This is a genomic window from Limosilactobacillus avium (assembly GCF_947381485.1).
Lineage (GTDB): Bacteria > Bacillota > Bacilli > Lactobacillales > Lactobacillaceae > Limosilactobacillus > Limosilactobacillus avium.
Genome location: NZ_CANCWN010000018.1, coordinates 20,809 through 41,145, shown reverse-complemented (window position 1 = coordinate 41,145; position 20,337 = coordinate 20,809). Strand labels below are relative to the sequence as shown.

Below are 20,337 nucleotides of genomic sequence, written 5' to 3'. Positions count from 1 at the left end.
TACTTTTGTTTGTGGTTATTCAAAAGTCTATCACAAATGACTTTTTTATTTTTCTAACTTAATTTTACAAACCGCGAAACAAAAAAGAGACCGAGTAAAACTCGATCTCTGATATTGAAGCGGTAATCGAATATTAACGCTTACTGAATTGAGCAGCCTTACGAGCCTTCTTCAGACCTGGCTTACGACGTTCCTTCATCCGAGGGTCACGAGTCAAAAGACCGGCCTTCTTCAAAGCGTCACGGAAGTCAGGGTCAACAGTGAGCAGGGCACGGGCGATACCGTGACGAACTGCACCGGCTTGACCGGAGAATCCACCACCGTTGATGTTAGCGATAACGTCGTATTGACCGTTAGTCTTAGTAACATCAAATGGTTGGTTAACGATAGCACGTAAGTTGGCAAATGGAATGTAGTCTTCGATTGCCTTACCGTTCATAGTAATCTTACCAGAACCTGGTACTAAGCGAACACGTGCGGTAGCGTCCTTACGACGACCAGTACCTCTGTATTGTACAGTTTGAGCCAATTCCATTCCCTCCTTAGATTAAGTTTGTAATGTCCAATGCTTCAGGCTTTTGTGCTGCATGACTGTGGTCTTCACCAGCGTAGACATGAAGCTTTAAGCCCATCTTGTGGCCAAGGGAGTTGTGTGGAAGCATACCCTTGATAGCAGTTTCCACTAACTTCTCTGGTTCCTTAGCACGGAAGTCACCGGCAGTCCGTGCCTTCAAACCACCAGGGTAGTTTGAGTGACGGTAGTACATCTTCTTAGATGCCTTCTTACCAGTTAACTTAACTTGTGCAGCGTTGATAACGATGACGTTGTCACCAGTGTCAACGTGGGGAGTAAATGTTGGCTTGTTCTTACCACGCAGGATAGATGCGACGACGGTGGCCAGACGACCCATTGGGACATCCTTAGCATCGACAACGTACCACTTGCGATCAACTTCACCAGGTTTAGCGATGTATGTCGTTCTCACGATTAGTTCCTCCAATTTTGTTTTCTTTTACATATAATAGTGTACCGAGTTATTAGATGGAAAAGAAATACCAAGTGTTAGTATACCTTTTTCTCAATTGTTCGTCAATCATTTTCGCCATTCGATCCATAATCAACACTGACCAGGTACAAGCCACTAGCGGGGGCCGTCATCCGGGCCTGGGTCCGGTCCTTGGCCGCCAGTACCCGCTTGACGTCACTGACCGGGCGCTGGCCGCTTCCCACCTCCAAGAGGAAGGCAACCATTATCCGGATCTGGTTATACAAGAACCCGTTCCCCGTAAACTCAAAGACAACCTCATTGCGGACGGGGTCCCGGTTAATGGTGATTTTCTCCACCGTTCTGACGTTACTCTTGGCCTGGCTTCCCGAGGCAACAAAGCTGGTAAAGTCATGTTCCCCGATGAAGTCCTGAGCCGCAATCCGCATCTTGTCAATATCGACCGGGTATTTAAAGTGCGCCGTGTAGTTGCGCTTGAAAGGGTCCACGAATTCACCCTGGTCAACCCGGTAACGGTAGGTCTTGCGGTGGGCACTAAAGCGGGCGTGAAAACTAGGATCAACCAGTTCGGCCTTTTTCACCAGGATATCCAAGGGAAGGATACTGTTGAGGGCCTTACGCATCGAATCATTACCTAAGTGGTAGGGAATGTCGAAGTGGGCCACCTGGTTAAGAGCGTGGACGCCGGCATCGGTCCGCCCCGATCCAATGACCGAAATTGGTGGGTCCGGGTGCTTGGCAATCTTATTGACCGCGTTTTTGAGGACCTGCTCAACGGTCCGTTTGTGCGGCTGAATCTGAAAGCCTGAGAAGTTGGCCCCATCATAGGCAAACGTAATCTTGTAACGGTACATTTTTGCCGCTCCTTTCATAAACTATCCTTCCCATTTTAGCTGGTCATCCCCGGAGATACAAGCATATGAAAAGGAGACCAGCTTAAAAGTCCGGTCTCCTTTATACTAATTAAATTTCATCATCAACTTGAGGGCTTAACTTGGTCGTTGCCTGGTCGCCTGGCTCCGCGTCCACCACTAGCTTAGCCGAATAGGTAGCCGTCAGGTTTTGCCCGTACTTAACTCCCTGGTTAGCAGCCACAAAGTTATCCGTCTTTTCACCAGCATTGTTACCATTAAGCCAGAATTCATAGTGGTAACGGGCGCCATTAGCAGCAACGTATTCCGCCGACTTAACCCCATCCTTCAGTCTTTCAGCAATGGCCGTCAAGTTGGTATCACTGATGGCAGCAGCGGGATCGCCAGTAAGGAGGCTGGCTGACTGACCGTCTAGGAAGTCATCGACCGCAACCGTTCCCCCAGCTGTCAGGCCATCTCCCGGGGTGACATCGGTATTATTCCAGATCTTGCTGATCTTAATCGTTACCGGTGACTCTTTTCTTGCCACTTCAGGTGACGTATAGCCATCTAAGAAGCCCTTGAACATCATCAACGACTGCAGTGGGTGGCCGTGGTCATCAAACAGGGTAATGTTATCCCAGGATGAACCGCCACTTGCCGGCTGACCATTGTAGAACAGCTTTGAGTCAGGGTAGTAACCACGCGAGTTCATTGAGGCCCAACCGGTTCCTTCGGTTTCACCCATGTACTTGTTGAACTGCCAGTTATCCCAACCGGCACGAACCGGGATCCAGGCTGGTTCCCAGTAAAATGCGCCGAGGCCATTATCATTACTAAGAATCGTCTTGTACAGTTCGCTGATGGCATCGACTTGTCCCTGGGGGCTCACTGGGTAGTGACCAGGGTCGTTACTGATGTTGTTGGCTGTCCCGTCCGCGTTTTGCAGAGTAAACGGCCAGCCAGTTTCGGCAACCATGTACTTCTTACCAAATTCCTTTGCCAGCTGTTCAACCTGCGCGATGATGGTCGGGTTGTTCCCCCACTTGGTTGTGTTACCCCATCCCCAGAACGGGTAGTAGGAAGTAGCAAAGATGTCGTAACTAACGTTGTGGTCTTGTAACGACTGCAAAATCAGGCGGTCGTTATCAATGTCTGGGGATTCAACGTGGATGGCAATCTTGGTATTCTGACTGTCCTCCCGGTATGCCCGCGAAGCCGCGCTCAGTAGGTTGGTCAACTTAGTGGCGTACGGGTTATCCTTCCAAACGTTAATCGAGCCACCCTCGCTGACGCCCAGCATACCCTTGGTAATTTCGTTACCGAGTTGGACCATACCAATCTGAATTCCGGCCGCGTTGAAGTCACTGATCAGTTTCTTGTTGTACAGGTACAGCTCCGTGTTCAGGTTTTCGTCACTCAGGTCCCGCCAAGCCTTTGGCCGCGCTTGGGTAGCCGGGTCGGCCCAGAAGTCGGAGAATTGCAGGTCTAGGTAGGTCTTAATCCCGTACTTTTGGGCATTTTTGGCAATCTCTAGGGCAGTCTGTTCATCGTTGTTTCCCCCACCGTAGCTTAAGCCATCGGCATTGTAAGGGTTAACCCACAGGCGGATCCGGACGTAGTTAACGCCCGCTTCAGAAAGGACTTTCATCAGGTCGGCCGGTTGCCCATTGAAGTCGTAGAACTGAACCCCGTTATTGATCAGGGCAATGTAACTTGAGACGTCCACTCCCCGGATGGTCTCCTGGCTCATATTATTGATTGGTTCCACCTTGACGGTTTCGTAACGGGCCCCAGTTTCTCCACCTGTCTGGTAAGCCAACTTAACCTCGTCAACCGTCTTTTGGCTTTCCGGTGTCTTGTCATCGTCGACGGCCGGCTTGACGGGTGCCCCCCAAGTTAGGATGGCGCTGTAGTTGATCTTTAAGGCGTCACCGTACTTGGCGCCCTTATTAGCAGCGAGGAAGTTGTTTAGCTTATCCTCAGCACTTTGTCCCTCTAGCCAGAAGACGTAGTGGTAGCTATCCTTACCATGGGTGTAAGTCTTGAGTCCTTCAAGGCCTTTGGTGTTGCCAGGCAGGCTCGCGAAGATGGTCTTCAGGATGTCGTCGCTAATTGTCTCCCCCTTAGGTCCCTTCAAGACGAGGCCGAGGTTTGCCAACAGGTTGCCCAGGTCATCGGCCCCGAGGGCCTGCCCCTTCGTTAGGCCGTTTTCAACATCAACATTGACCCCATGATCCTTGAAGAGGTCCTGGACAACGGGCTGAAGGGTAGAACTGGTGGTAGCAACCGGCTGGCTAGCCTGTTGACCGTTGATCAGCAGCAAGGCGAGGGTCATGGTATGCAGGTCCAGTCCGACCCCTAAGAAGTCACCATTGACGTTTCGGTTACCAAGCTGGTTCATGAAGTTGGCTAGTGCATCGTCGAAGTTTGTCTGGTTCAGCTTAGCCGTATAGCTTTCGACCACGGTCCCGTTCAACAGTGATGTCCGGTTAAGGACTTTTTCAATAATGGCCGGGTCGTTCTTCAAATCGCCCCGGGCAATCAGCTGGGCCATCTGGTGGACGGAAAAGGCGGCGTAGTTATTGTCACTGCTCTGCCAATCGTACTTAACAAGCTGGTGGTTAGCCTTCAAGTCCGCTGCCAGTTGGTTACCAGTAAAGGTCCGCAAGGTATCAAGATCGGTATCCGCCGCCCCATCATTGTTGAAGTGCAGGTTAATACCATTCACATTGACGGTTTGGTTACGCACAATTTGACCATTGCCGTCAAGGTAGTAGAATTTACCGTTCGAGACAATCAGGCGGTTGGTGTAAAGAATCTTATTGTTGTACTTCTCAGACCAGGCATCGACATAGTTACCTTCACCATCATTAGCATCACTATAGCGCAGGACGACCTGGAAACTGCCGTTATGGTCAGTAACGTTGTTAGGCAGGTCAAACGCGGTAACAAAGCCACTGTTGGCACTGTTGTACATCTGCGGATAAACTTTAGCAACGTCCGGCCGGGCAGTTGCCTGAATCTTTTGCCGAGCGACTTCCTTGCCGTTAATGAGGAGGATGACAAAGCGGTTATCTTTCGTAGTTGCCGCATCGCTAGCAAACCAGCCACCAACCGTGATCCGGTCCCCTTCAACATTGACCGAATCAAAGTGGTATCCCGATTGGTTCAAGGTAAAGTCTGGCAACCAATAGTCAACACTATCGCTGGAGTTACCGTTACCGGTGCTGACGTCAGAATAGCGGCTCACGATTGAGTAGGTGTGCCCCATTTGCAACGGCAATTTGCCCAGGTCAACGTCAAAGCGGGCATCCCCCGCTGTCCGGGTATCGCTGCCGAACACCTTAGCCACGTCTGGTGAGGCAATATTCTTAATCCGTTGGGACGATACCTGCCGGTTAGCAGTCCGGTCAAAGACAATCAGGTAGTGGTAGGGAGCGAAGATAGAAGCGTCATCGGCATGCCAGCCGGTAACGTGTAGGTCCCCACTGCTAAGGTCCCAGGAATCCAGGTTTGCCCGGTTTACCTTGGTAACCCCACTAAACCAAAAGTCGGTCCCGTTACCATTACCGGCCGGGTCAGCTGTCCACCGACTCAGGAAGACAATATTATCCTTAGCATATTGGGGAGTAAGCTTAAAGCTGACCTTAAAACCGGCAATCCCAGCGTTGGCAATTGTTGGGAAGGCCTTGGCGACGTCTGGTCGGGCCTGGTTATCGACCACCTTTTGTCGGGTGATTTCACGGTTCAGTGTCTGGTCAAAAGCGATGATGTAGTGGTACTGCTTTTGGGCCGCTTGGTTGCTGGCGTGCCAACCACTGACGGTGACATTACCGTCCTGGTCACTACTAATGTTGTCTAAAACCGCCCGGTTCTGGTTATCAATGATGATGGGACTAAACCAGAAGTCGGTCCGGTTCCCCTCCCCATGCAGGGGATCACTGCTGTAACGGGAAATGACACTGATTGAGTGCCCAGCTAGTGAAGCCGCGTTTGGCAGCAAAATATTAGCATTAAAGCCCGCGTAGTCACTGCCGGCCACGTCAGGGTACGCGTTTTGCACGTCGTCGCGCCGCTGGGGCGTGATGGCCTGGCGGGCAATTTCCTGCTGGCTGCTGTTATCATAAACTATTATGTACCGGTAGGGTTGACTGGTACTGTGACCAGTGGCTTGCCAACCACTGACGTTTAGCTGGGTTTGGCCCTGCTGATTGGTAGAAAGCGAAGAATGGTCTAGGTAACCGTTATTTGCGTTCACATCGTTGGCCGTCGTTGGTGTCGTTGCTGGCATCTGGTTCTTCGCTGGCTGGCTAGTAGTTGAACTAGTCGTCGTGGTCCCTGTACTCGTGCTGGTCCCCATCGTTTGGTTAACCGGTGTGGTTGTATCAGCATGACTCGTGCCAGTCAGGGTAGCAGTGCCGATGGTAAAGCTGGCAAAGGCAATGGCCGCACAGCACCAGAGCTTGCCACTTTTATAAAGTTTATAACGTTTCTTCTGTTCCATTTTTCTCCCTCAACTTAATTTACTTTAAAAATACCTCATTATTATATAGCAGTATGCTTGCTATGGCTAGCATTACGAAACAAAAGGAGCCCTTCCTTGAGAGCTCCTTATAAGATAATTCGTAAACCAAATAAAATAACCGTCACAACAGCAAACAGGCAGAGGCTGATGGTATCACGCCTTGCCCAGTGAAGCTGCCGGTAATGTGTCCGGGGTGCAGCTGGGTCGTAGCCCCGGGCCTCCATGGCCGTGGCGAGTTCCTCTGCCCGCTTGAATGAATCAACGAAGAGTGGGATCAGGATTGGCACCATCCGCCGGACCCGCCGGACGAGGCTGCCTTCTGCAAAGTTCATCCCCCGCGAACGCTGGGCGTTAGTGATTTTCCCCGCTTCCTCCATGATTGTGGGAATAAAGCGGAGGGCAATCGAGATCATTAGGGTAATCTGGTTGACTGGCACCTTAACTACCCGCAGTGGCTTCATATACCAGGAAAGGGCATCGGCAATCCGCAAGGTCGGCGTGGTTGCCGTCAAAACGGTGGAGGCGGTAATAATTACCATGAAACGGAAAAAGATGATCAGTGAGTTGACCAGGCCGTCATGGGTAATCGACATAATCCCCCAGTGCCAGTACACCTTCCCGCCCGTACTAAACAGGATTTGAAAAGCAACCGTAATCAAGATGATCCACATTAGGGGCCGGATACCACGCCAGTAAAGTCCAAAGCCCACCTGGCTAAGGACCATCGTTACCAGTAAAGCCACCGTCAGCCATGCACTGGTCACAAACGAGTTGGCAAAGAAAACCAATACCACGTATGCCACACACAAGAAAAGCTTCGTCCGGGGATCGAGGCGGTGAAGAAGGGAACTACCGGGAACGTAACTTCCAAACACAATCGCGTTATTCATCCGCCCCACCCCCAATCCGGCTGGCCAGATGGTCTGCCAAGTCGTCGAGCGTTAGGGCGAGGGGCAAGGAAAGGCCCTTGTCTTGAAGGCGTTCCCGCATCTTGATTGCTACCGGCTGGGCCAGGTGGTTGTCCGCCAGTAACTGCGGATTGCTGAACAGCTTCTGGGGAACAGTGCTGGTCACCAGGCGACCATGGTTCATTACCACCACTTGGTCCGCATAGGCGGCGACCTGCTCCATCTGGTGGGTAATTAAGATGATGGTCGTTCCCGCTGCATTTAGTTTAGCAACTAACGACAGTAACTGGTCGGTTGACTGAGCATCGAGCCCGGCCGTCGGCTCATCCAAAATCAGGATTGACGGCTTCATTGCCAAGACCCCGGCAATCGCTGCTCGCCGCATCTGCCCACCGGAGAGCATAAACGGTGACCGCTCACCGATTTCTTTCGGTAAGCCAACATCGGCAATTGACTGCTTGACCGCCGCCTTAACTTTCTCCGGAGGCCATCCCAGGTTCTCCGGTCCAAAGGCGACATCCTGGGCGACCGTCTCCGCAAAGAGCTGCTGTTCGGGAAACTGAAAGACAAAGCCGACGTGCTGGCGAAGTTGGGCCAAGTCTGCCTGCTTGGCGTCACTCGTCACCGTTACCCTGCCGACTTGTACTTGCCCGCTCGACGGTACAAGTAGGCCATCAATCAGCGATACCAAGGTTGACTTCCCCGACCCGGTGTGGCCAATGATTGCGGTATAGCTTCCCGCGGCAATCGAAAGGTTAATATCAGAGAGGGTGTTGGTATCGCCCCGCTGCGAATTCGGGTAGGTAAAATTAACGTTGCTTAACTCAATTGCTGCCATAACCATTTCACCATTTCATCTTCCGTAAAGTACTGCTCGGGAACCGTTACTCCCCTGGCAACCAACAAATCACGTAGGTGTTGCCCCGTCGGAATACCCACACCAAGTTTCCTCAGTAAGGATGTCTTCTGCAGGATGTCAGCTGCTGGGCCGTTTTCAATAACGTGGTGGTCGCCCACGACCACAATCTGGTCCGCCATTTCCATTTCAACCGGATCATGGGTAATTGAAATAATGGTCAGCCCACTGTCGCGCCGCAAGTTATTAATGAGGTCAAGGATTGTCTGCCGGCCTGCGGGATCAAGCATACTCGTCGCCTCATCAAGAATGATTATTTCGGGCTCCAGTGCCAAAATTCCGGCAATCGCAACCCGCTGCTTCTGGCCACCAGACAACATTCCCGGTTCCGCATCGGCTAACGCGGTCATTCCGACCCGTTCCAGGGACCGCTTGATTAGGGGCGCCATCTTTTCACGAGGAACTTGGAGGTTTTCGAGGCCAAAGGCAATATCATCAGCCACCGTTGCCCCCACGAATTGGTTCTCCGGGTTCTGAAACACGATTCCCACTTGTTGGTGGAGTTTACCAAGGTTCTCCTCCGTTACCGCCAGGCCATTGACCGTGATGCTCCCCTGACTTGGGACAAGGAGGCCATCTATCAAACGAGCAATGGTGCTCTTACCACTCCCGTTTTTCCCAATTAAAGTCGTCCACTGGTTACGGGGAATTGTCAGGTTTAAGCCGTCGAGGGCTGGCGTCGCGGCGCCTGGGTATGTATATGTAATATCTTTTAAAATTATCCCGTCCAAGTTACTGGTCCCTTCACAGTTAATATTTCCATTTTAGCGTGAACTACGCTACTTGAACACCCATTTGCACTAAAACAATTTAAAATAAAAAATCACTTACCACTGGGGTGCACGGGGTTTCCGCATTCGAGCTAGACTAGGGAGTTCCCACCATCGTAACGCTCTATACCACCAGTGATAGTGATTCTTTATTACGTATTTAGTTAACAATAATTAGTCAACGAATTCCAAAATAACCATTGGTGCGCCGTCACCACGACGAGGCATCGTCTTCAAAATCCGTGTGTAACCACCGTTACGGTCTGCATACTTTGGAGCAAGTTCTTCAAACAGGTGTTGAAGTGCAGATTGGATACGAATGTTGTCGCCATCTTCCTTAACGTCAGCAACAACATTACGGATAAATGCAGCAGCCTTCCGCCGGGAAGCAAGGTCGCCACGCTTAGCAAGCGTAACCATCTTGTCAGCAGTCTTACGAACTTCCTTAGCCCGTGCTTCAGTAGTGGTAATTTGACCATTAACGATTAAATCGGTAGTTAAATCACGTAATAAAGCCTTACGTTGTGAACTTGTACGTCCTAATTTACGGTAACTCATGAAGTGGTTCCCTCCTTTGCAATTGGTATCAATTAATCATCTTGACGGAATGAAACGCCGAGATCATTTAATTTCAGTTTAATTTCTTCTAATGACTTCTGTCCTAAGTTCCGAACTTTCATCATGTCTGAAACGGTACGGTCTGTCAGTTCCTTAACAGTGTTAATGCCGGCACGCTTAAGACAGTTGTAGGACCGAACAGAAAGGTCAAGTTCTTCAATTGTCATTTCAAGCGTCTTTTCTTTATGGGTTTCTTCCTTTTCAACCATCACTTGGGCATTTTGTGCCGTTTCCGTTAAGTTAACGAACATGTCCAAGTGTTCGGTCAAAATCTTAGCACCCAAACTAACCGCTTCGGTTGGTGTTAATGAACCATCAGTCCAAACATCCAGAGTCAGCTTATCGTAGTCGCTACGTTGACCAACCCGCGCATTTTCAACGGTGTAGTTAACACGTTCAATTGGGGTGTAGATGGAATCAATCGGCAAAACACCAATTGGAAGATCTTCCATCCGGGCCTTATTATCATTAGCTGAAAGGTAGCCACGACCTTTATCAGCTGTCATCTTAATGTGTAATTCAGCACCATCAGCGACAGTTGCGATATGCAAGTCAGGGTTTAAGACAGTTACTTCACTATCACCCTGGATATCACTGGCGGTTACTTCAGCAGGTCCCTTAACATCTAATTCCAAATCCTTTTGATCTTCGGAATTCAACTTAAGAGAAACCTTCTTAAGATTTAAGATAATTTGGGTTACATCTTCAGTTACACCTTTAACAGTACTGAATTCGTGCAAAACGCCATCAATTTGCATGGTGGTAATTGCAGCACCTGGTAATGAAGCAATCAGAACCCGTCTCAGTGAGTTACCAAGAGTGGTCCCATAACCGCGTTCAAGTGGTTCTACAACAAACTTGCCGTAGTTATCCGTTTCTTCAACTTTATGAATGTTTGGCTTTTCAAATTCGATCATTCTATCCCTGTACCCCTTTCAAACGTGGTTCGTATTTTTTGCGAAAAGACAAATGTGGAAAACTCGTTCCCCACCAATGCCTATTAAACACGACGACGCTTTGGAGGACGAGAACCATTATGTGGAACTGGAGTTACATCCCGAATAGCAGTAACTTCCAAACCAGTTGCTTGAAGAGCACGAATTGCAGCTTCACGTCCAGAACCTGGGCCCTTAACTTCAACTTCGACAGTCTTCATACCGTGTTCCATAGCTTGCTTTGCAGCAGCTTCTGAAGCCATTTGAGCAGCAAATGGGGTTGACTTACGTGAACCCTTGAAGCCCAATACACCAGCTGATGACCAAGCAACAGCGTTACCTTGAACATCAGTGATCATGATCAGAGTGTTGTTGAATGTTGAGTGAATGTGTGCAACACCAGTTTCAACATTCTTTTTTGCACGACGCTTACGCGTACCTTTTTTGGTTGCCATATCTAGTACTAACCTCCTTTTTTATAAAATTGAATTACTTCTTCTTGTTAGCGATGGTTACCGCCTTACCCTTACGAGTACGAGCGTTGTTCTTGGTGTGTTGACCACGAACTGGTAAACCACGACGGTGACGCATGCCACGGTAAGAACCGATTTCTTGAAGCCGCTTGATGTTCATGGAAACTTCACGACGTAAGTCCCCTTCAACTTCGATGTTTTCAACTTGACCACGGATCTTTTCTTCTTGGTCCGGAGTTAAGTCACGAACACGAACATCTTCTGAAACACCGGCTGCTTCCAGGATCTTCTTAGCCCGGGAATCACCAATACCGTAAATATAAGTTAAGCCGACCACGATTCGCTTGTCACGAGGTAAATCGACACCTGCAATACGAGCCATTTAGTGCACCTCCATTCTTAATTAATAAAATTACTTGCCTTGACGTTGCTTGTGCTTAGGGTTAGCAGAGCAGATAACCATAACACGTCCATGACGCTTAACGATCTTGCAGTGCTCGCACATCCGCTTGACTGATGGTCTTACTTTCATTCTTAATATCCTCCTAGAGAGTTCCTAGATTAACAATTATTACTTAAACCGGAACGTTATCCGACCCTTAGTCAGGTCGTATGGGGACATTTCAACCTTTACTCGGTCACCAGGCAAGATCTTGATGTAGTGCATCCGGATCTTCCCAGAGACGTGAGCAAGAATCTCCGCCCCATTTTCCAGTTCAACTTTAAACATCGCATTAGGCAGGGTTTCGGTAACCTTGCCCTCAACTTCAATCACATCGGCTTTTGCCACGAAACGGTTCCTCCTTGCTTAATCAAGAAATTACGTAAAAACGGTGGAAAGCAGACTACTTCCCACTGTCAGCTAGATAAACCTTGCCTAGTTTAGCATAATCCGCTCCCTATGGCAAGGCATCCCACCTAATTAAAGGTTATTGAGCACTTTCTTGACGTCTACGTAAACCTTATCGATGTCCTGTTGACCATCGATCGTGTGCAAAACACCTTTCTTTTGGTAGTAATCTACCAGTGGTGTGTTCAACTTAATGTTAACATCCAAACGATTCTTAACCGTTTCTGGCTTATCGTCATCACGTTGGTAGAAGTCGTGGCCGCCACAAACGTCACACGTACCTTCAACCTTTGGTGCATTGTAAATCTTGTGATACGTTGCACCACAATTGCGACAAATAAACCGACCACTTAAACGTTCTACCAATACGTCAGGTTCGACATGAATATTGATAACTGCATCTAATTGCCGGTTGCTCTCAGCCAACATCTTATCCAGGGCATCCGCCTGGTTAAGATTACGAGGAAAGCCGTCAAGCATGAAGCCCTTCTTAGTATCATCTTGAGCTAACCGTTCCTTAACGATGCCGTTAGTAACTTCATCAGGAACAAGTTCACCCTTGTCGATGTACTTCTTAGCTTCAACTCCCATTGGCGTTTCATTCTTAATTGCCGCACGGAAGATATCCCCAGTCGAGATATGAGGAATATCGAAATCTTCCACAATCTTTTGAGCTTGGGTACCCTTACCGGCACCAGGCAACCCCATTAATACAAGGTTCATACTCATTTGCCATTTCCTCCTTCTGGTTCACGAATAAATCCAATATATTCACGCTTCATTGTTAACCCGTTTAATTGACGAATTACGTCTAAGGCAATCTGGACAATAATTAGCAAGCTAGTACCACCAAGTCCGATTGACTGACTGAGGTTCCAAACGTTACTTGCAATCAATGGAATTAACGAAATCAATCCCAAGAACAGTGAACCAACCGTACTTAAACGCATTAACAAACCAGAAACAAAGTCTTGTGTTCCTCGTCCGGGACGGACACCAGAAATGTAAGAACCCTGCTTCTGCAGATTTTCTGCAAGCTTTTCCGGATTAACCTGAACAAAGGCGTAGAAAAAGGTAAATACAACAATCAACAATGTGTACAATGCAATTCCGGGTCCGGACTGCATGTTGAAAATCGTTGTTAAAACTTGATACCAAGTATCACCACCATGGCTTTGCTGGAAAGCCATTAAGATTGTTTGCGGAGTCGAAATAAAGGATCCAGCGAAGATAACTGGAATAACCCCGGAAACGTTAATCTTCAATGGTAGATAACTACTCGATGGTGAGGTAGTTGTTCGACGAGTATATTGAATTGGTAAACGACGTTCCGCTTGTTGAACCCAAGTTACGAACGCCACGATGATTATTAACGCTAAAATTACTAAGGCAATAAATCCGATTCCTGACCATAAGGCCGAACCAGATTCACCCGCAATTTGATCATCCCAAAGTTGTCTGATTCCACCAGGCATCTGAGCAACAATCCCAGCAAAGATCAGCATGGAGACACCATTACCGATACCACGTTCAGTAATCATATCACCCATCCAAGTGGCAAACATTGTTCCGGCAGTCAGGATCAAACCAATTGTCAAATATGTCTGCGCATTCGGGTGATTAACCAACTTAATAGTACTTAACGCATTAAAACCAGCGGTAATCCCAATTGACTGGATAAAACCGAGGACAATTGTTAACCACCGGGTTGCTTGATTAAGTTTTCGCCGCCCTACTTCACCTTGTTTACTCCATTCAACGAACCGCGGGACAATGTCCATCTGCAGCAGTTGAACAACAATTTGAGCAGTGATGTACGGGGAAACCCCCATCGCGAACAATGAATAGTTTTCCAGTCCACCACCACTGAAAGTATTGAGGATCGATGCTAACCCGGTCGAGGAAATTTCCTGCAAAGCTGCAGCATTAACTCCAGGAACAGTGATAGCCGCCCCAATTCGATAAACAATCAACACGAATAAGGTAAAGAGGATCTTCTTGCGGATCTCTTTAACCTTAAGGGTGTTCATGACGGCTTTGAACAAATTACATCACCTCAGTTTTACCGCCAGCAGCTTCAATAGCAGAAACTGCAGAAGCAGAAAACTTATTAGCCTTAACAGTTAACTTCTTTTCAAGCTTACCGCTACCAAGAACCTTAACACCGCTCTTCAAGTTCTTAACAAGACCGCTTTCAACAAGAACTTGTGGGGTAACTTCAGTACCGTCATCGAACTTGTTCAGTGCAGTCAAGTTAACAATAGCGTATTCCTTGCGGTTGATGTTGGTAAAACCACGCTTTGGAATTTGCCGGTAGAGTGGCATTTGGCCCCCTTCAAAACCAAGACGAGTCTTGCCGTGAGCCTTTTGACCCTTAGTACCACGTCCAGAAGTAAAACCATGACCGGATGAAAGGCCACGACCCTTACGAAGACGCTTTGAACGAGAACCTGCAGCAGGCTTCAATTCATTTAACTTCATTTGGTAGGCACCTCCTTATTATTTAGTTTTAATTACTTAACTTCTTCGATTGAAACTAAGTGTGCAACTTTGAAAATTTGACCACGTGTTGCAGCGTTGTCTGGTAGAATGTTTGAGCTACCGATCTTGCCTAAGCCCAATGCCTTAACGGTCTTACGTTGGGTAGGTTCACGGTGGGCAACACTGTGGATTAAGGTAACTTTAACTTTAGCCATAATTAGTGCCCTCCTTATTCTGCCAAGTGATCTACTGAAACACCACGAAGCTTAGCAACTTCTTCAGCGCTCTTCAATTGCTTCAGACCTTCAAACGTTGCCCGAACAACGTTAACAGGAGTGTTAGAACCGAGACGCTTGGAAGTAACATCGGCAACACCGGCGAGGTCCATAACGTTACGTACCGCACCACCGGCAGCAACCCCGGAACCTTCAACGGCTGGCTTCAACATGATCTTTCCACCGCCGTAAGTACCGATAACTTCGTGTGGAATAGTAGTACCAACGATTGGAACAGTGATCAGGTTCTTTTCAGCAGCAGCTTGAGCCTTACGAATAGCTTCAGGAACTTCTTGAGCCTTACCAGTACCAAAACCAACGTGGCCCTTGCGATCGCCGACGATAACTAATGCAGCGAAACGCATCCGACGACCACCCTTAACAACCTTGGTAATCCGGTTGATGGCAACAACTTGATCGTCTAAGTCCAACTTTGCTGGATCAATGTATTCTGATGATGTCATTGCAGGTTATTCCTCCTTTTCTTTAGAATTTAAGTCCGTTTTCACGAGCAGCTTCAGCTAAAGCTTGAACACGTCCGTGGTACAGGTAACCACCACGGTCGAAAACAACGTTAGTAATGTTCTTAGCAGCAGCGCGCTTTGCAATTAAAGCACCAACACCACTAGCTTGTTCAGTCTTAGTCTTACCACTTACTTCGCTGTCGTTTGTGGAGGCACTTGCGAGCGTCACACCCTTTACGTCATCAATTAATTGAGCGTAAATGTTTTTGTTTGAACGGTAAACACTTAAGCGTGGGCGCTCCGCAGTACCAGAAATCTTGCCGCGAACGCGCATGTGACGGCGTTGACGGATCTTGTTCTTATCTGGTTTAGAAATCACAACAGTCACCTCTTATTAAATAGTTTGTTTTTATTATTAGACGGCTAATTAACCTGTTTAACAGATTACTTACCAGTCTTACCTTCCTTACGGATGATGTGTTCGTTTTCGTAACGAATACCCTTACCCTTGTATGGTTCAGGTGAACGAACGGCACGAACTTGGGCAGCAAAATCACCAAGGTGTTCCTTGTTGATAGAGCTCAGTTCAATGGTTGTGTTGTCAGGAACCTTGATATCAATGTCATCAGGCTTGTCAATTTCAACTGGGTTAGAGTAACCAACAGTCAAGATCAGCTTGTTGCCCTTGAATTGAGCACGGTAACCAACACCGACTAACTTAAGAACCTTCTTGTAACCATTAACAACACCTTCAACCATGTTGTTAACGTTAGCCCGGGTAGTACCGTGAATCATCTTCAACTTGTTAGTATCTTCATCACGGTCAAACTTAACAACGTTGTCAGCGACAGTCATCTTAATCAAAGGTGAGATTTCGCGAGACAAAGTACCCTTAGGACCCTTAACAGTTACGACGTTACCATCTTGGGAAACTTCAACGCCCTTTGGTAAGTCAATTTCCTTGTAACCAATACGACTCATGCGTGCACCTCCTAACTATATATAATTTATTACCAAATGTAAGCGATAACTTCGCCACCAATGTTCTTGGCACGAGCTACCTTGTCAGTTACAACACCTTCAGATGTTGAGATAATAGCAATCCCTAATCCGTTAAGAACCTTTGGCACAGCATCAGCCTTGACATAAGTCCGCAGTCCTGGCTTGGAAATACGCTTTAAGCCGGAAATAACCCGTTGACCGTCTTTGCCGTACTTCAAGAACACACGGATGATGCCTTGCTTGTTATCGTCAACATATTCAACATCGCGAATGAAACCTTCGTTCTTCAAGATTTCAGCGATGTCCTTCTTCATCTTTGATGCAGGAGCCTCAACTGATTCGTGTTGAGCCATGTTGGCGTTACGAATCCGTGTTAAGAAATCTGCAATTGGATCACTCATAGACATCGATGTTTTCCTCCTTTTGTCGGTGATTTGTTTACCAGCTAGCCTTCTTTAAACCAGGAATTTGTCCCTTGTGGGCAAGTTCACGTAAGCAAATCCGGCATAGGTGGAATTTACGGTAAACTGAGTGCGGACGTCCACAACGTGCACAACGCGTGTATTCACGACTTGAGAACTTAGCTGGACGGTTGCACTTAGCAATCATTGATTTTTTAGCCAATTTGTGGAACCTCCTTTATTTAGCAAATGGCATGCCGAGTTGGGCAAGTAATTCGTGTGATTCTTCATCACTTTCAGCAGTTGTTACGATAACTACGTCCAAGCCCCGGACACGGTTAACCTTATCGTAATCAATTTCTGGGAAAATTAATTGTTCATGAATACCGAGAGTGTAGTTACCACGACCATCGAAGGCCTTGTTGCTTACACCGTGGAAGTCACGAACCCGTGGCAGGGCCACGTTGATTAACTTATCTAAGAAATCATACATCCGTTCACCACGTAAGGTTACCTTGGCACCAATTGGCATTCCTTCACGAAGACGGAAACCGGCGATTGACTTCTTAGCCTTAGTAATCAGAGGCTTTTGACCGGCGATCAGACCAAGTTCTTCAACGGCTTCATCCAAGTTCTTGGAATTAGTGGTAGCATCACCAACACCCATGTTTAAGACAATCTTGTCAACCTTTGGTGCTTGCATTACTGAAGAGTAGTTAAACTTTTCAATCAAAGCGGGGCGAATTTCGCTTTCGTATTTAGCTTTTAAACGGTTTTCCATTGGTAGTTATTCCTCCTTTCCTCAATTAGTCGATAGTCTTGCCAGACTTCTTAGCAAAACGAACCTTCTTGCCATCAACGAACTTGAAGCCAACACGGGTTGGTTCGTTGGTAGAAGGATCAATCAGCATAACGTTTGAAGCACTAATAGCAGCTTCTGTATCGATAACGCCACCATTTGGATTAGCGTTACTTGGCTTTTGGTGTTTCTTTACCTTGTTAATGCCTTCAACGATAACACGGTTTTGGGCAGCGAAAATCTTCTTAACGTTACCTTCCTTACCCTTGTCCTTACCGGCGATAACGCGAACTTTGTCACCTGTTTTAATGAACATGTTGATTGTGCACCTCCTTATTTTTGGTTAAATCTTACAGAACTTCTGGAGCCAGAGAAACGATCTTCATGAAGTCATCGCCACGAAGTTCACGAGCGATTGGTCCAAAAATACGGGTACCCTTAGGGCTCTTATCGTTGTTGATCAAAACAGCGGCGTTTTCATCAAACTTGATGTAAGAACCATCCTTACGGTGCAGACCATGCTTAGTCCGTACTACGACAGCCTTAACAACGTCACCTTTCTTGACAACGCCACCTGGTGTTGCCTGCTTTACAGTAGCAACAATAATGTCACCAATATTACCAGTCTTAACCCGGGAACCACCCAAGATCTTGATAACAAGGATTTCACGGGCACCAGAGTTATCAGCGACCTTCAACCGACTTTCCTGTTGAATCACGGTTAATGTCCTCCTTCCATTTACAAATAAGAATTAGAATACGAATTTTAGAGTTATCTGCTAAATTAAAGGGTAGCAGCCTTTTCGACAATCTTTACAAGACGGAAACGCTTCTTAGCTGACAGTGGCCGAGTTTCCATGATTTGTACAGTGTCGCCGGTCTTTGCTTCGTTGTTTTCATCGTGGGCGTAGTACTTCTTTGAGTACTTAACACGCTTGCCGTAGATTGGGGCACTCTTGTAAGTGTCAATCACAACAGTGATGGTCTTGTCCATCTTGTCAGAAACAACGCGGCCTTGATAAACCTTACGTGCATTACGTTCTTCACTCATGCGCTAATCCTCCTTTTCGTATTCTTATTTGTTTAATTCTTGTTGACGAAGAACTGTCTTAACCCGTGCAATGTCCTTACGTACTTGCTTCAGACTTGCAGTGTTTTCCAATTGACCAGTAGCTAATTGGAAACGTAAGTTAAACAATTGTTCCTTCAATTCCTTTTCACGGTCAAGTAGCTTGTCAGTGGTTAATCCATTCAGTTCTTGTACGTAATCTTTACTTTTCATTAGATTGTCCACCTACTTCCTCACGTTGTACGATCTTAGTGCGAACTGGCAACTTGTGACCGGCAAGACGTAAAGCTTCACGAGCGACTTCTTCAGAAACGCCCCCTACTTCGAACATTACCTTGCCGCGCTTAACTGGTGCAACCCATCCTTCAGGAGCACCCTTACCATTACCCATCCGGACACCAACACCTTTGCTGGTGTAGGAAAGTTGAGGGAAGATCTTAATCCAAACCTTCCCGCCACGCTTCATGTAACGGGTAATTGCGATACGGGCAGCTTCGATTTGCCGGTTACTGATCCAGTGAGAATCAAGTGCTTGCAGACCGAAATCACCAAAGGCAACAGTCTTGCCACCCTTAGCTTCACCACGCATGTGGCCACGTTGAACCTTACGGTGCTTTACTCGCTTTGGTACTAGCATGTTTTACTTCCCTCCTTCTTCATCATCGTTAGCAGTCTTCTTGGCAGGAAGAACTTCACCACGGTAGATCCAAGTCTTAACACCCAGAACACCGTAAGTAGTGTGAGCTTCGTCCCAAGAGTAATCAATATCAGCACGAAGAGTGTGCAAAGGAACAGTACCGTCAGAGTATGATTCAACCCGTGACATGTCGGCACCGTTCAAACGACCAGCAACTTGGGTCTTAACACCCTTTGCACCGGCACGCATTGCACGTTGCATAGCGCCACGCATTGCACGACGGAAAGCAATACGAGCTTCTAGTTGACGAGCAATGCTTTCACCAACAAGGTGAGCATCCAAGTCTGGCTTCTTGATTTCCACAATGTTGATGTGAACACGCTTGCCAGTTAACTTGTTTAATTCCTTACGAAGTGCTTCAACTTCTGAACCACCCTTACCAATTACCATACCTGGCTTGGCAGTGTGAATTGAAACGTTGACGCGGTTTGCGGCACGTTCAATTTCAACGGTTGATACAGAGGCATCAGCAAGTCGCTTTTCAATGTACTTACGGATCCGAAGGTCTTCGTTCAGGTAGTTAGCAAAGTCCTTATCAGCGTACCACTTTGCAGTCCAATCACGAATGACTCCAACACGAAAACCATTAGGATTGATCTTTTGACCCACTATTCATTCCTCCTATCGTTCTGTAACAACCACTGTAATGTGACTAGTCCGCTTGTTAATTGGAGAAGCAGAACCCTTTGCACGTGGACGGAACCGCTTCAGGGTTGGTCCTTCGTTTGCGTAGGCTTCACTTACAACCAATGAAGCACGATCTAAATCAAAGTTGTTTTCAGCGTTTGCAACAGCAGAATTTAATACTTTTTGAACGTCTGAAGCGGCACCACGGTTGGTGAACTTCAGAATAGCAAATGCTTCAGCAACGCTCTTGCCGCGAATTGCGTCTAAAACAAGACGAACCTTACGTGCAGGCACGCGAACCATTTTAGCGGTTGCCTTAGCTGATGTAATGTTTTCAGCCATTTATTAATTCACCCTCCTTACTTAGTAGTACCAGTCTTCTTGTCATCAGTTGCGTGACCGTGGAAAGTACGAGTTGGAACAAATTCACCCAACTTGTGACCTACCATGTCTTCTTGTACGTAAACTGGTACGTGCTTCCGACCATTGTAAACTGCAAAGGTGTAACCAATGAAGCTTGGGAAAATGGTTGAACGACGTGACCAGGTCTTGATGACTGTCTTCTTTTCAGAACCTTCTTGAGCCTTAACCTTCTTCAGTAATGAAGCATCAGCGAAAGGTCCCTTCTTCAAACTACGAGCCATTTAGTGTACCTCCTCTCGGGTA

Annotated in this window: 31 protein-coding genes; all 31 read right to left on the bottom strand. The window is 47.4% G+C overall.

What is annotated here, in order from left to right; genetic code table 11:
• Nucleotides 1-133: 133 nt before the first annotated feature.
• Entirely contained in the window at nucleotides 134-529 is a 396-nt protein-coding gene (gene rpsI, locus QOS01_RS06865; RefSeq protein WP_047767415.1) for a 30S ribosomal protein S9, read from the bottom strand.
• A gap of 13 nt (nucleotides 530-542) precedes the next feature.
• Nucleotides 543-986 (bottom strand): 50S ribosomal protein L13, encoded by a 444-nt coding sequence (gene rplM, locus QOS01_RS06860; protein ID WP_283621676.1) that lies wholly within the window; start codon nucleotides 984-986, stop codon nucleotides 543-545.
• A gap of 104 nt (nucleotides 987-1,090) precedes the next feature.
• Nucleotides 1,091-1,861 carry a tRNA pseudouridine(38-40) synthase TruA gene (gene truA, locus QOS01_RS06855; RefSeq protein ID WP_283621678.1) on the bottom strand — a complete coding sequence of 257 codons (771 nt, stop codon included), beginning with the start codon at nucleotides 1,859-1,861 and terminating at the stop codon, nucleotides 1,091-1,093.
• Nucleotides 1,862-1,970: 109 nt separating this feature from the next.
• Nucleotides 1,971-6,365 (bottom strand): glycosyl hydrolase 53 family protein, encoded by a 4,395-nt coding sequence (locus QOS01_RS06850; RefSeq protein WP_283621675.1) that lies wholly within the window; start codon nucleotides 6,363-6,365, stop codon nucleotides 1,971-1,973.
• Between the two features lie 107 nt (nucleotides 6,366-6,472).
• Nucleotides 6,473-7,276 carry an energy-coupling factor transporter transmembrane component T family protein gene (locus QOS01_RS06845; protein ID WP_283621674.1) on the bottom strand — a complete coding sequence of 268 codons (804 nt, stop codon included), beginning with the start codon at nucleotides 7,274-7,276 and terminating at the stop codon, nucleotides 6,473-6,475.
• The gene (locus tag QOS01_RS06840; protein ID WP_283621673.1) at nucleotides 7,269-8,132 is read right to left on the bottom strand and encodes an energy-coupling factor transporter ATPase; all 864 of its coding nucleotides are present in this window, start codon (nucleotides 8,130-8,132) and stop codon (nucleotides 7,269-7,271) included. Before QOS01_RS06840 ends, QOS01_RS06845 begins: the two co-directional genes overlap by 8 nt.
• Nucleotides 8,114-8,941 carry an energy-coupling factor transporter ATPase gene (locus tag QOS01_RS06835; protein ID WP_283621672.1) on the bottom strand — a complete coding sequence of 276 codons (828 nt, stop codon included), beginning with the start codon at nucleotides 8,939-8,941 and terminating at the stop codon, nucleotides 8,114-8,116. Before QOS01_RS06835 ends, QOS01_RS06840 begins: the two co-directional genes overlap by 19 nt.
• Nucleotides 8,942-9,154: 213 nt before the next feature.
• Complete coding sequence (gene rplQ, locus QOS01_RS06830) at nucleotides 9,155-9,538, bottom strand: 50S ribosomal protein L17 (protein WP_047767379.1); 384 nt, start codon at nucleotides 9,536-9,538, stop codon at nucleotides 9,155-9,157.
• A 32-nt stretch (nucleotides 9,539-9,570) separates the two neighbouring features.
• On the bottom strand, nucleotides 9,571-10,515 hold the full coding sequence (locus QOS01_RS06825; protein WP_283621671.1) for a DNA-directed RNA polymerase subunit alpha: 945 nt from the start codon (nucleotides 10,513-10,515) through the stop codon (nucleotides 9,571-9,573).
• Nucleotides 10,516-10,598: 83 nt separating this feature from the next.
• Entirely contained in the window at nucleotides 10,599-10,988 is a 390-nt protein-coding gene (gene rpsK / locus QOS01_RS06820; RefSeq protein WP_003664532.1) for a 30S ribosomal protein S11, read from the bottom strand.
• A 34-nt stretch (nucleotides 10,989-11,022) separates the two neighbouring features.
• Entirely contained in the window at nucleotides 11,023-11,388 is a 366-nt protein-coding gene (gene rpsM / locus QOS01_RS06815) for a 30S ribosomal protein S13 (RefSeq protein ID WP_047767373.1), read from the bottom strand.
• Between the two features lie 30 nt (nucleotides 11,389-11,418).
• Entirely contained in the window at nucleotides 11,419-11,538 is a 120-nt protein-coding gene (gene rpmJ, locus QOS01_RS06810) for a 50S ribosomal protein L36 (protein WP_003714521.1), read from the bottom strand.
• A gap of 39 nt (nucleotides 11,539-11,577) precedes the next feature.
• Nucleotides 11,578-11,796: a translation initiation factor IF-1 gene (infA, locus tag QOS01_RS06805; RefSeq protein WP_003664537.1), complete on the bottom strand. Its 219-nt coding sequence runs from the start codon at nucleotides 11,794-11,796 to the stop codon at nucleotides 11,578-11,580.
• Nucleotides 11,797-11,928: 132 nt separating this feature from the next.
• The gene (locus QOS01_RS06800; RefSeq protein WP_283621677.1) at nucleotides 11,929-12,579 is read right to left on the bottom strand and encodes an adenylate kinase; all 651 of its coding nucleotides are present in this window, start codon (nucleotides 12,577-12,579) and stop codon (nucleotides 11,929-11,931) included.
• Nucleotides 12,580-12,581: 2 nt separating this feature from the next.
• On the bottom strand, nucleotides 12,582-13,901 hold the full coding sequence (secY, locus tag QOS01_RS06795; protein WP_283621670.1) for a preprotein translocase subunit SecY: 1,320 nt from the start codon (nucleotides 13,899-13,901) through the stop codon (nucleotides 12,582-12,584).
• 1 nt (nucleotide 13,902) lies between these two features.
• Nucleotides 13,903-14,337 carry a 50S ribosomal protein L15 gene (gene rplO / locus QOS01_RS06790; RefSeq protein WP_283621669.1) on the bottom strand — a complete coding sequence of 145 codons (435 nt, stop codon included), beginning with the start codon at nucleotides 14,335-14,337 and terminating at the stop codon, nucleotides 13,903-13,905.
• 32 nt (nucleotides 14,338-14,369) lie between these two features.
• Complete coding sequence (gene rpmD, locus QOS01_RS06785) at nucleotides 14,370-14,552, bottom strand: 50S ribosomal protein L30 (RefSeq protein WP_047767366.1); 183 nt, start codon at nucleotides 14,550-14,552, stop codon at nucleotides 14,370-14,372.
• A 14-nt stretch (nucleotides 14,553-14,566) separates the two neighbouring features.
• On the bottom strand, nucleotides 14,567-15,076 hold the full coding sequence (rpsE, locus tag QOS01_RS06780) for a 30S ribosomal protein S5 (protein ID WP_283621668.1): 510 nt from the start codon (nucleotides 15,074-15,076) through the stop codon (nucleotides 14,567-14,569).
• Nucleotides 15,077-15,098: 22 nt separating this feature from the next.
• On the bottom strand, nucleotides 15,099-15,464 hold the full coding sequence (gene rplR, locus QOS01_RS06775; protein WP_047767363.1) for a 50S ribosomal protein L18: 366 nt from the start codon (nucleotides 15,462-15,464) through the stop codon (nucleotides 15,099-15,101).
• Nucleotides 15,465-15,520: 56 nt separating this feature from the next.
• The gene (gene rplF, locus QOS01_RS06770) at nucleotides 15,521-16,057 is read right to left on the bottom strand and encodes a 50S ribosomal protein L6 (protein ID WP_283621667.1); all 537 of its coding nucleotides are present in this window, start codon (nucleotides 16,055-16,057) and stop codon (nucleotides 15,521-15,523) included.
• Nucleotides 16,058-16,086: 29 nt separating this feature from the next.
• The gene (gene rpsH / locus QOS01_RS06765) at nucleotides 16,087-16,485 is read right to left on the bottom strand and encodes a 30S ribosomal protein S8 (RefSeq protein ID WP_283621666.1); all 399 of its coding nucleotides are present in this window, start codon (nucleotides 16,483-16,485) and stop codon (nucleotides 16,087-16,089) included.
• Between the two features lie 31 nt (nucleotides 16,486-16,516).
• Entirely contained in the window at nucleotides 16,517-16,702 is a 186-nt protein-coding gene (locus QOS01_RS06760; RefSeq protein ID WP_003664547.1) for a type Z 30S ribosomal protein S14, read from the bottom strand.
• A 15-nt stretch (nucleotides 16,703-16,717) separates the two neighbouring features.
• Entirely contained in the window at nucleotides 16,718-17,260 is a 543-nt protein-coding gene (gene rplE, locus QOS01_RS06755; RefSeq protein ID WP_283621665.1) for a 50S ribosomal protein L5, read from the bottom strand.
• Nucleotides 17,261-17,285: 25 nt separating this feature from the next.
• A complete protein-coding gene (gene rplX, locus QOS01_RS06750) occupies nucleotides 17,286-17,594 on the bottom strand; it encodes a 50S ribosomal protein L24 (RefSeq protein WP_283621664.1) in 309 nt (102 codons plus the stop codon).
• Nucleotides 17,595-17,628: 34 nt separating this feature from the next.
• Nucleotides 17,629-17,997, bottom strand: a complete 369-nt coding sequence (gene rplN / locus QOS01_RS06745; protein WP_003714461.1) for a 50S ribosomal protein L14 — start codon at nucleotides 17,995-17,997, stop codon at nucleotides 17,629-17,631.
• Nucleotides 17,998-18,062: 65 nt separating this feature from the next.
• Nucleotides 18,063-18,329, bottom strand: a complete 267-nt coding sequence (gene rpsQ / locus QOS01_RS06740) for a 30S ribosomal protein S17 (RefSeq protein WP_003716661.1) — start codon at nucleotides 18,327-18,329, stop codon at nucleotides 18,063-18,065.
• 24 nt (nucleotides 18,330-18,353) lie between these two features.
• On the bottom strand, nucleotides 18,354-18,560 hold the full coding sequence (gene rpmC, locus QOS01_RS06735) for a 50S ribosomal protein L29 (RefSeq protein WP_003664552.1): 207 nt from the start codon (nucleotides 18,558-18,560) through the stop codon (nucleotides 18,354-18,356).
• Nucleotides 18,550-18,984 carry a 50S ribosomal protein L16 gene (gene rplP, locus QOS01_RS06730; protein ID WP_047767349.1) on the bottom strand — a complete coding sequence of 145 codons (435 nt, stop codon included), beginning with the start codon at nucleotides 18,982-18,984 and terminating at the stop codon, nucleotides 18,550-18,552. The genes rpmC and rplP overlap by 11 nt, the downstream gene beginning before the upstream one ends.
• A gap of 3 nt (nucleotides 18,985-18,987) precedes the next feature.
• Complete coding sequence (gene rpsC, locus QOS01_RS06725; protein WP_283621663.1) at nucleotides 18,988-19,653, bottom strand: 30S ribosomal protein S3; 666 nt, start codon at nucleotides 19,651-19,653, stop codon at nucleotides 18,988-18,990.
• A gap of 12 nt (nucleotides 19,654-19,665) precedes the next feature.
• Nucleotides 19,666-20,013 carry a 50S ribosomal protein L22 gene (gene rplV / locus QOS01_RS06720; protein ID WP_047767347.1) on the bottom strand — a complete coding sequence of 116 codons (348 nt, stop codon included), beginning with the start codon at nucleotides 20,011-20,013 and terminating at the stop codon, nucleotides 19,666-19,668.
• Nucleotides 20,014-20,030: 17 nt separating this feature from the next.
• The gene (gene rpsS, locus QOS01_RS06715) at nucleotides 20,031-20,315 is read right to left on the bottom strand and encodes a 30S ribosomal protein S19 (protein WP_283621662.1); all 285 of its coding nucleotides are present in this window, start codon (nucleotides 20,313-20,315) and stop codon (nucleotides 20,031-20,033) included.
• Nucleotides 20,316-20,337: the final 22 nt, after the last annotated feature.

Excerpts from the sequence above, each read along its gene's own strand:
- rpmC (WP_003664552.1), bottom strand. The coding sequence starts at position 18,560 with ATGAAAAGTAAAGATTACGTACAAGAACTGAATGGATTAACCACTGAC.
- QOS01_RS06845 (WP_283621674.1), bottom strand. The coding sequence starts at position 7,276 with ATGAATAACGCGATTGTGTTTGGAAGTTACGTTCCCGGTAGTTCCCTT.
- rpmD (WP_047767366.1), bottom strand. The coding sequence starts at position 14,552 with ATGGCTAAAGTTAAAGTTACCTTAATCCACAGTGTTGCCCACCGTGAA.
- rpsQ (WP_003716661.1), bottom strand. The coding sequence starts at position 18,329 with ATGAGTGAAGAACGTAATGCACGTAAGGTTTATCAAGGCCGCGTTGTT.
- rplX (WP_283621664.1), bottom strand. The coding sequence starts at position 17,594 with ATGTTCATTAAAACAGGTGACAAAGTTCGCGTTATCGCCGGTAAGGAC.
- QOS01_RS06840 (WP_283621673.1), bottom strand. The coding sequence starts at position 8,132 with ATGGCAGCAATTGAGTTAAGCAACGTTAATTTTACCTACCCGAATTCG.
- truA (WP_283621678.1), bottom strand. The coding sequence starts at position 1,861 with ATGTACCGTTACAAGATTACGTTTGCCTATGATGGGGCCAACTTCTCA.
- rplV (WP_047767347.1), bottom strand. The coding sequence starts at position 20,013 with ATGGCTGAAAACATTACATCAGCTAAGGCAACCGCTAAAATGGTTCGC.
- QOS01_RS06825 (WP_283621671.1), bottom strand. The coding sequence starts at position 10,515 with ATGATCGAATTTGAAAAGCCAAACATTCATAAAGTTGAAGAAACGGAT.
- rpmJ (WP_003714521.1), bottom strand. The coding sequence starts at position 11,538 with ATGAAAGTAAGACCATCAGTCAAGCGGATGTGCGAGCACTGCAAGATC.
- rplF (WP_283621667.1), bottom strand. The coding sequence starts at position 16,057 with ATGAGTCGTATTGGTTACAAGGAAATTGACTTACCAAAGGGCGTTGAA.
- rplQ (WP_047767379.1), bottom strand. The coding sequence starts at position 9,538 with ATGAGTTACCGTAAATTAGGACGTACAAGTTCACAACGTAAGGCTTTA.
- rpsH (WP_283621666.1), bottom strand. The coding sequence starts at position 16,485 with ATGTCTATGAGTGATCCAATTGCAGATTTCTTAACACGGATTCGTAAC.
- rpsK (WP_003664532.1), bottom strand. The coding sequence starts at position 10,988 with ATGGCAACCAAAAAAGGTACGCGTAAGCGTCGTGCAAAAAAGAATGTT.
- QOS01_RS06850 (WP_283621675.1), bottom strand. The coding sequence starts at position 6,365 with ATGGAACAGAAGAAACGTTATAAACTTTATAAAAGTGGCAAGCTCTGG.
- QOS01_RS06800 (WP_283621677.1), bottom strand. The coding sequence starts at position 12,579 with ATGAACCTTGTATTAATGGGGTTGCCTGGTGCCGGTAAGGGTACCCAA.
- rpsS (WP_283621662.1), bottom strand. The coding sequence starts at position 20,315 with ATGGCTCGTAGTTTGAAGAAGGGACCTTTCGCTGATGCTTCATTACTG.
- rplE (WP_283621665.1), bottom strand. The coding sequence starts at position 17,260 with ATGGAAAACCGTTTAAAAGCTAAATACGAAAGCGAAATTCGCCCCGCT.
- rplP (WP_047767349.1), bottom strand. The coding sequence starts at position 18,984 with ATGCTAGTACCAAAGCGAGTAAAGCACCGTAAGGTTCAACGTGGCCAC.
- rplO (WP_283621669.1), bottom strand. The coding sequence starts at position 14,337 with ATGAAGTTAAATGAATTGAAGCCTGCTGCAGGTTCTCGTTCAAAGCGT.
- rpsM (WP_047767373.1), bottom strand. The coding sequence starts at position 11,388 with ATGGCTCGTATTGCAGGTGTCGATTTACCTCGTGACAAGCGAATCGTG.
- rpsE (WP_283621668.1), bottom strand. The coding sequence starts at position 15,076 with ATGACATCATCAGAATACATTGATCCAGCAAAGTTGGACTTAGACGAT.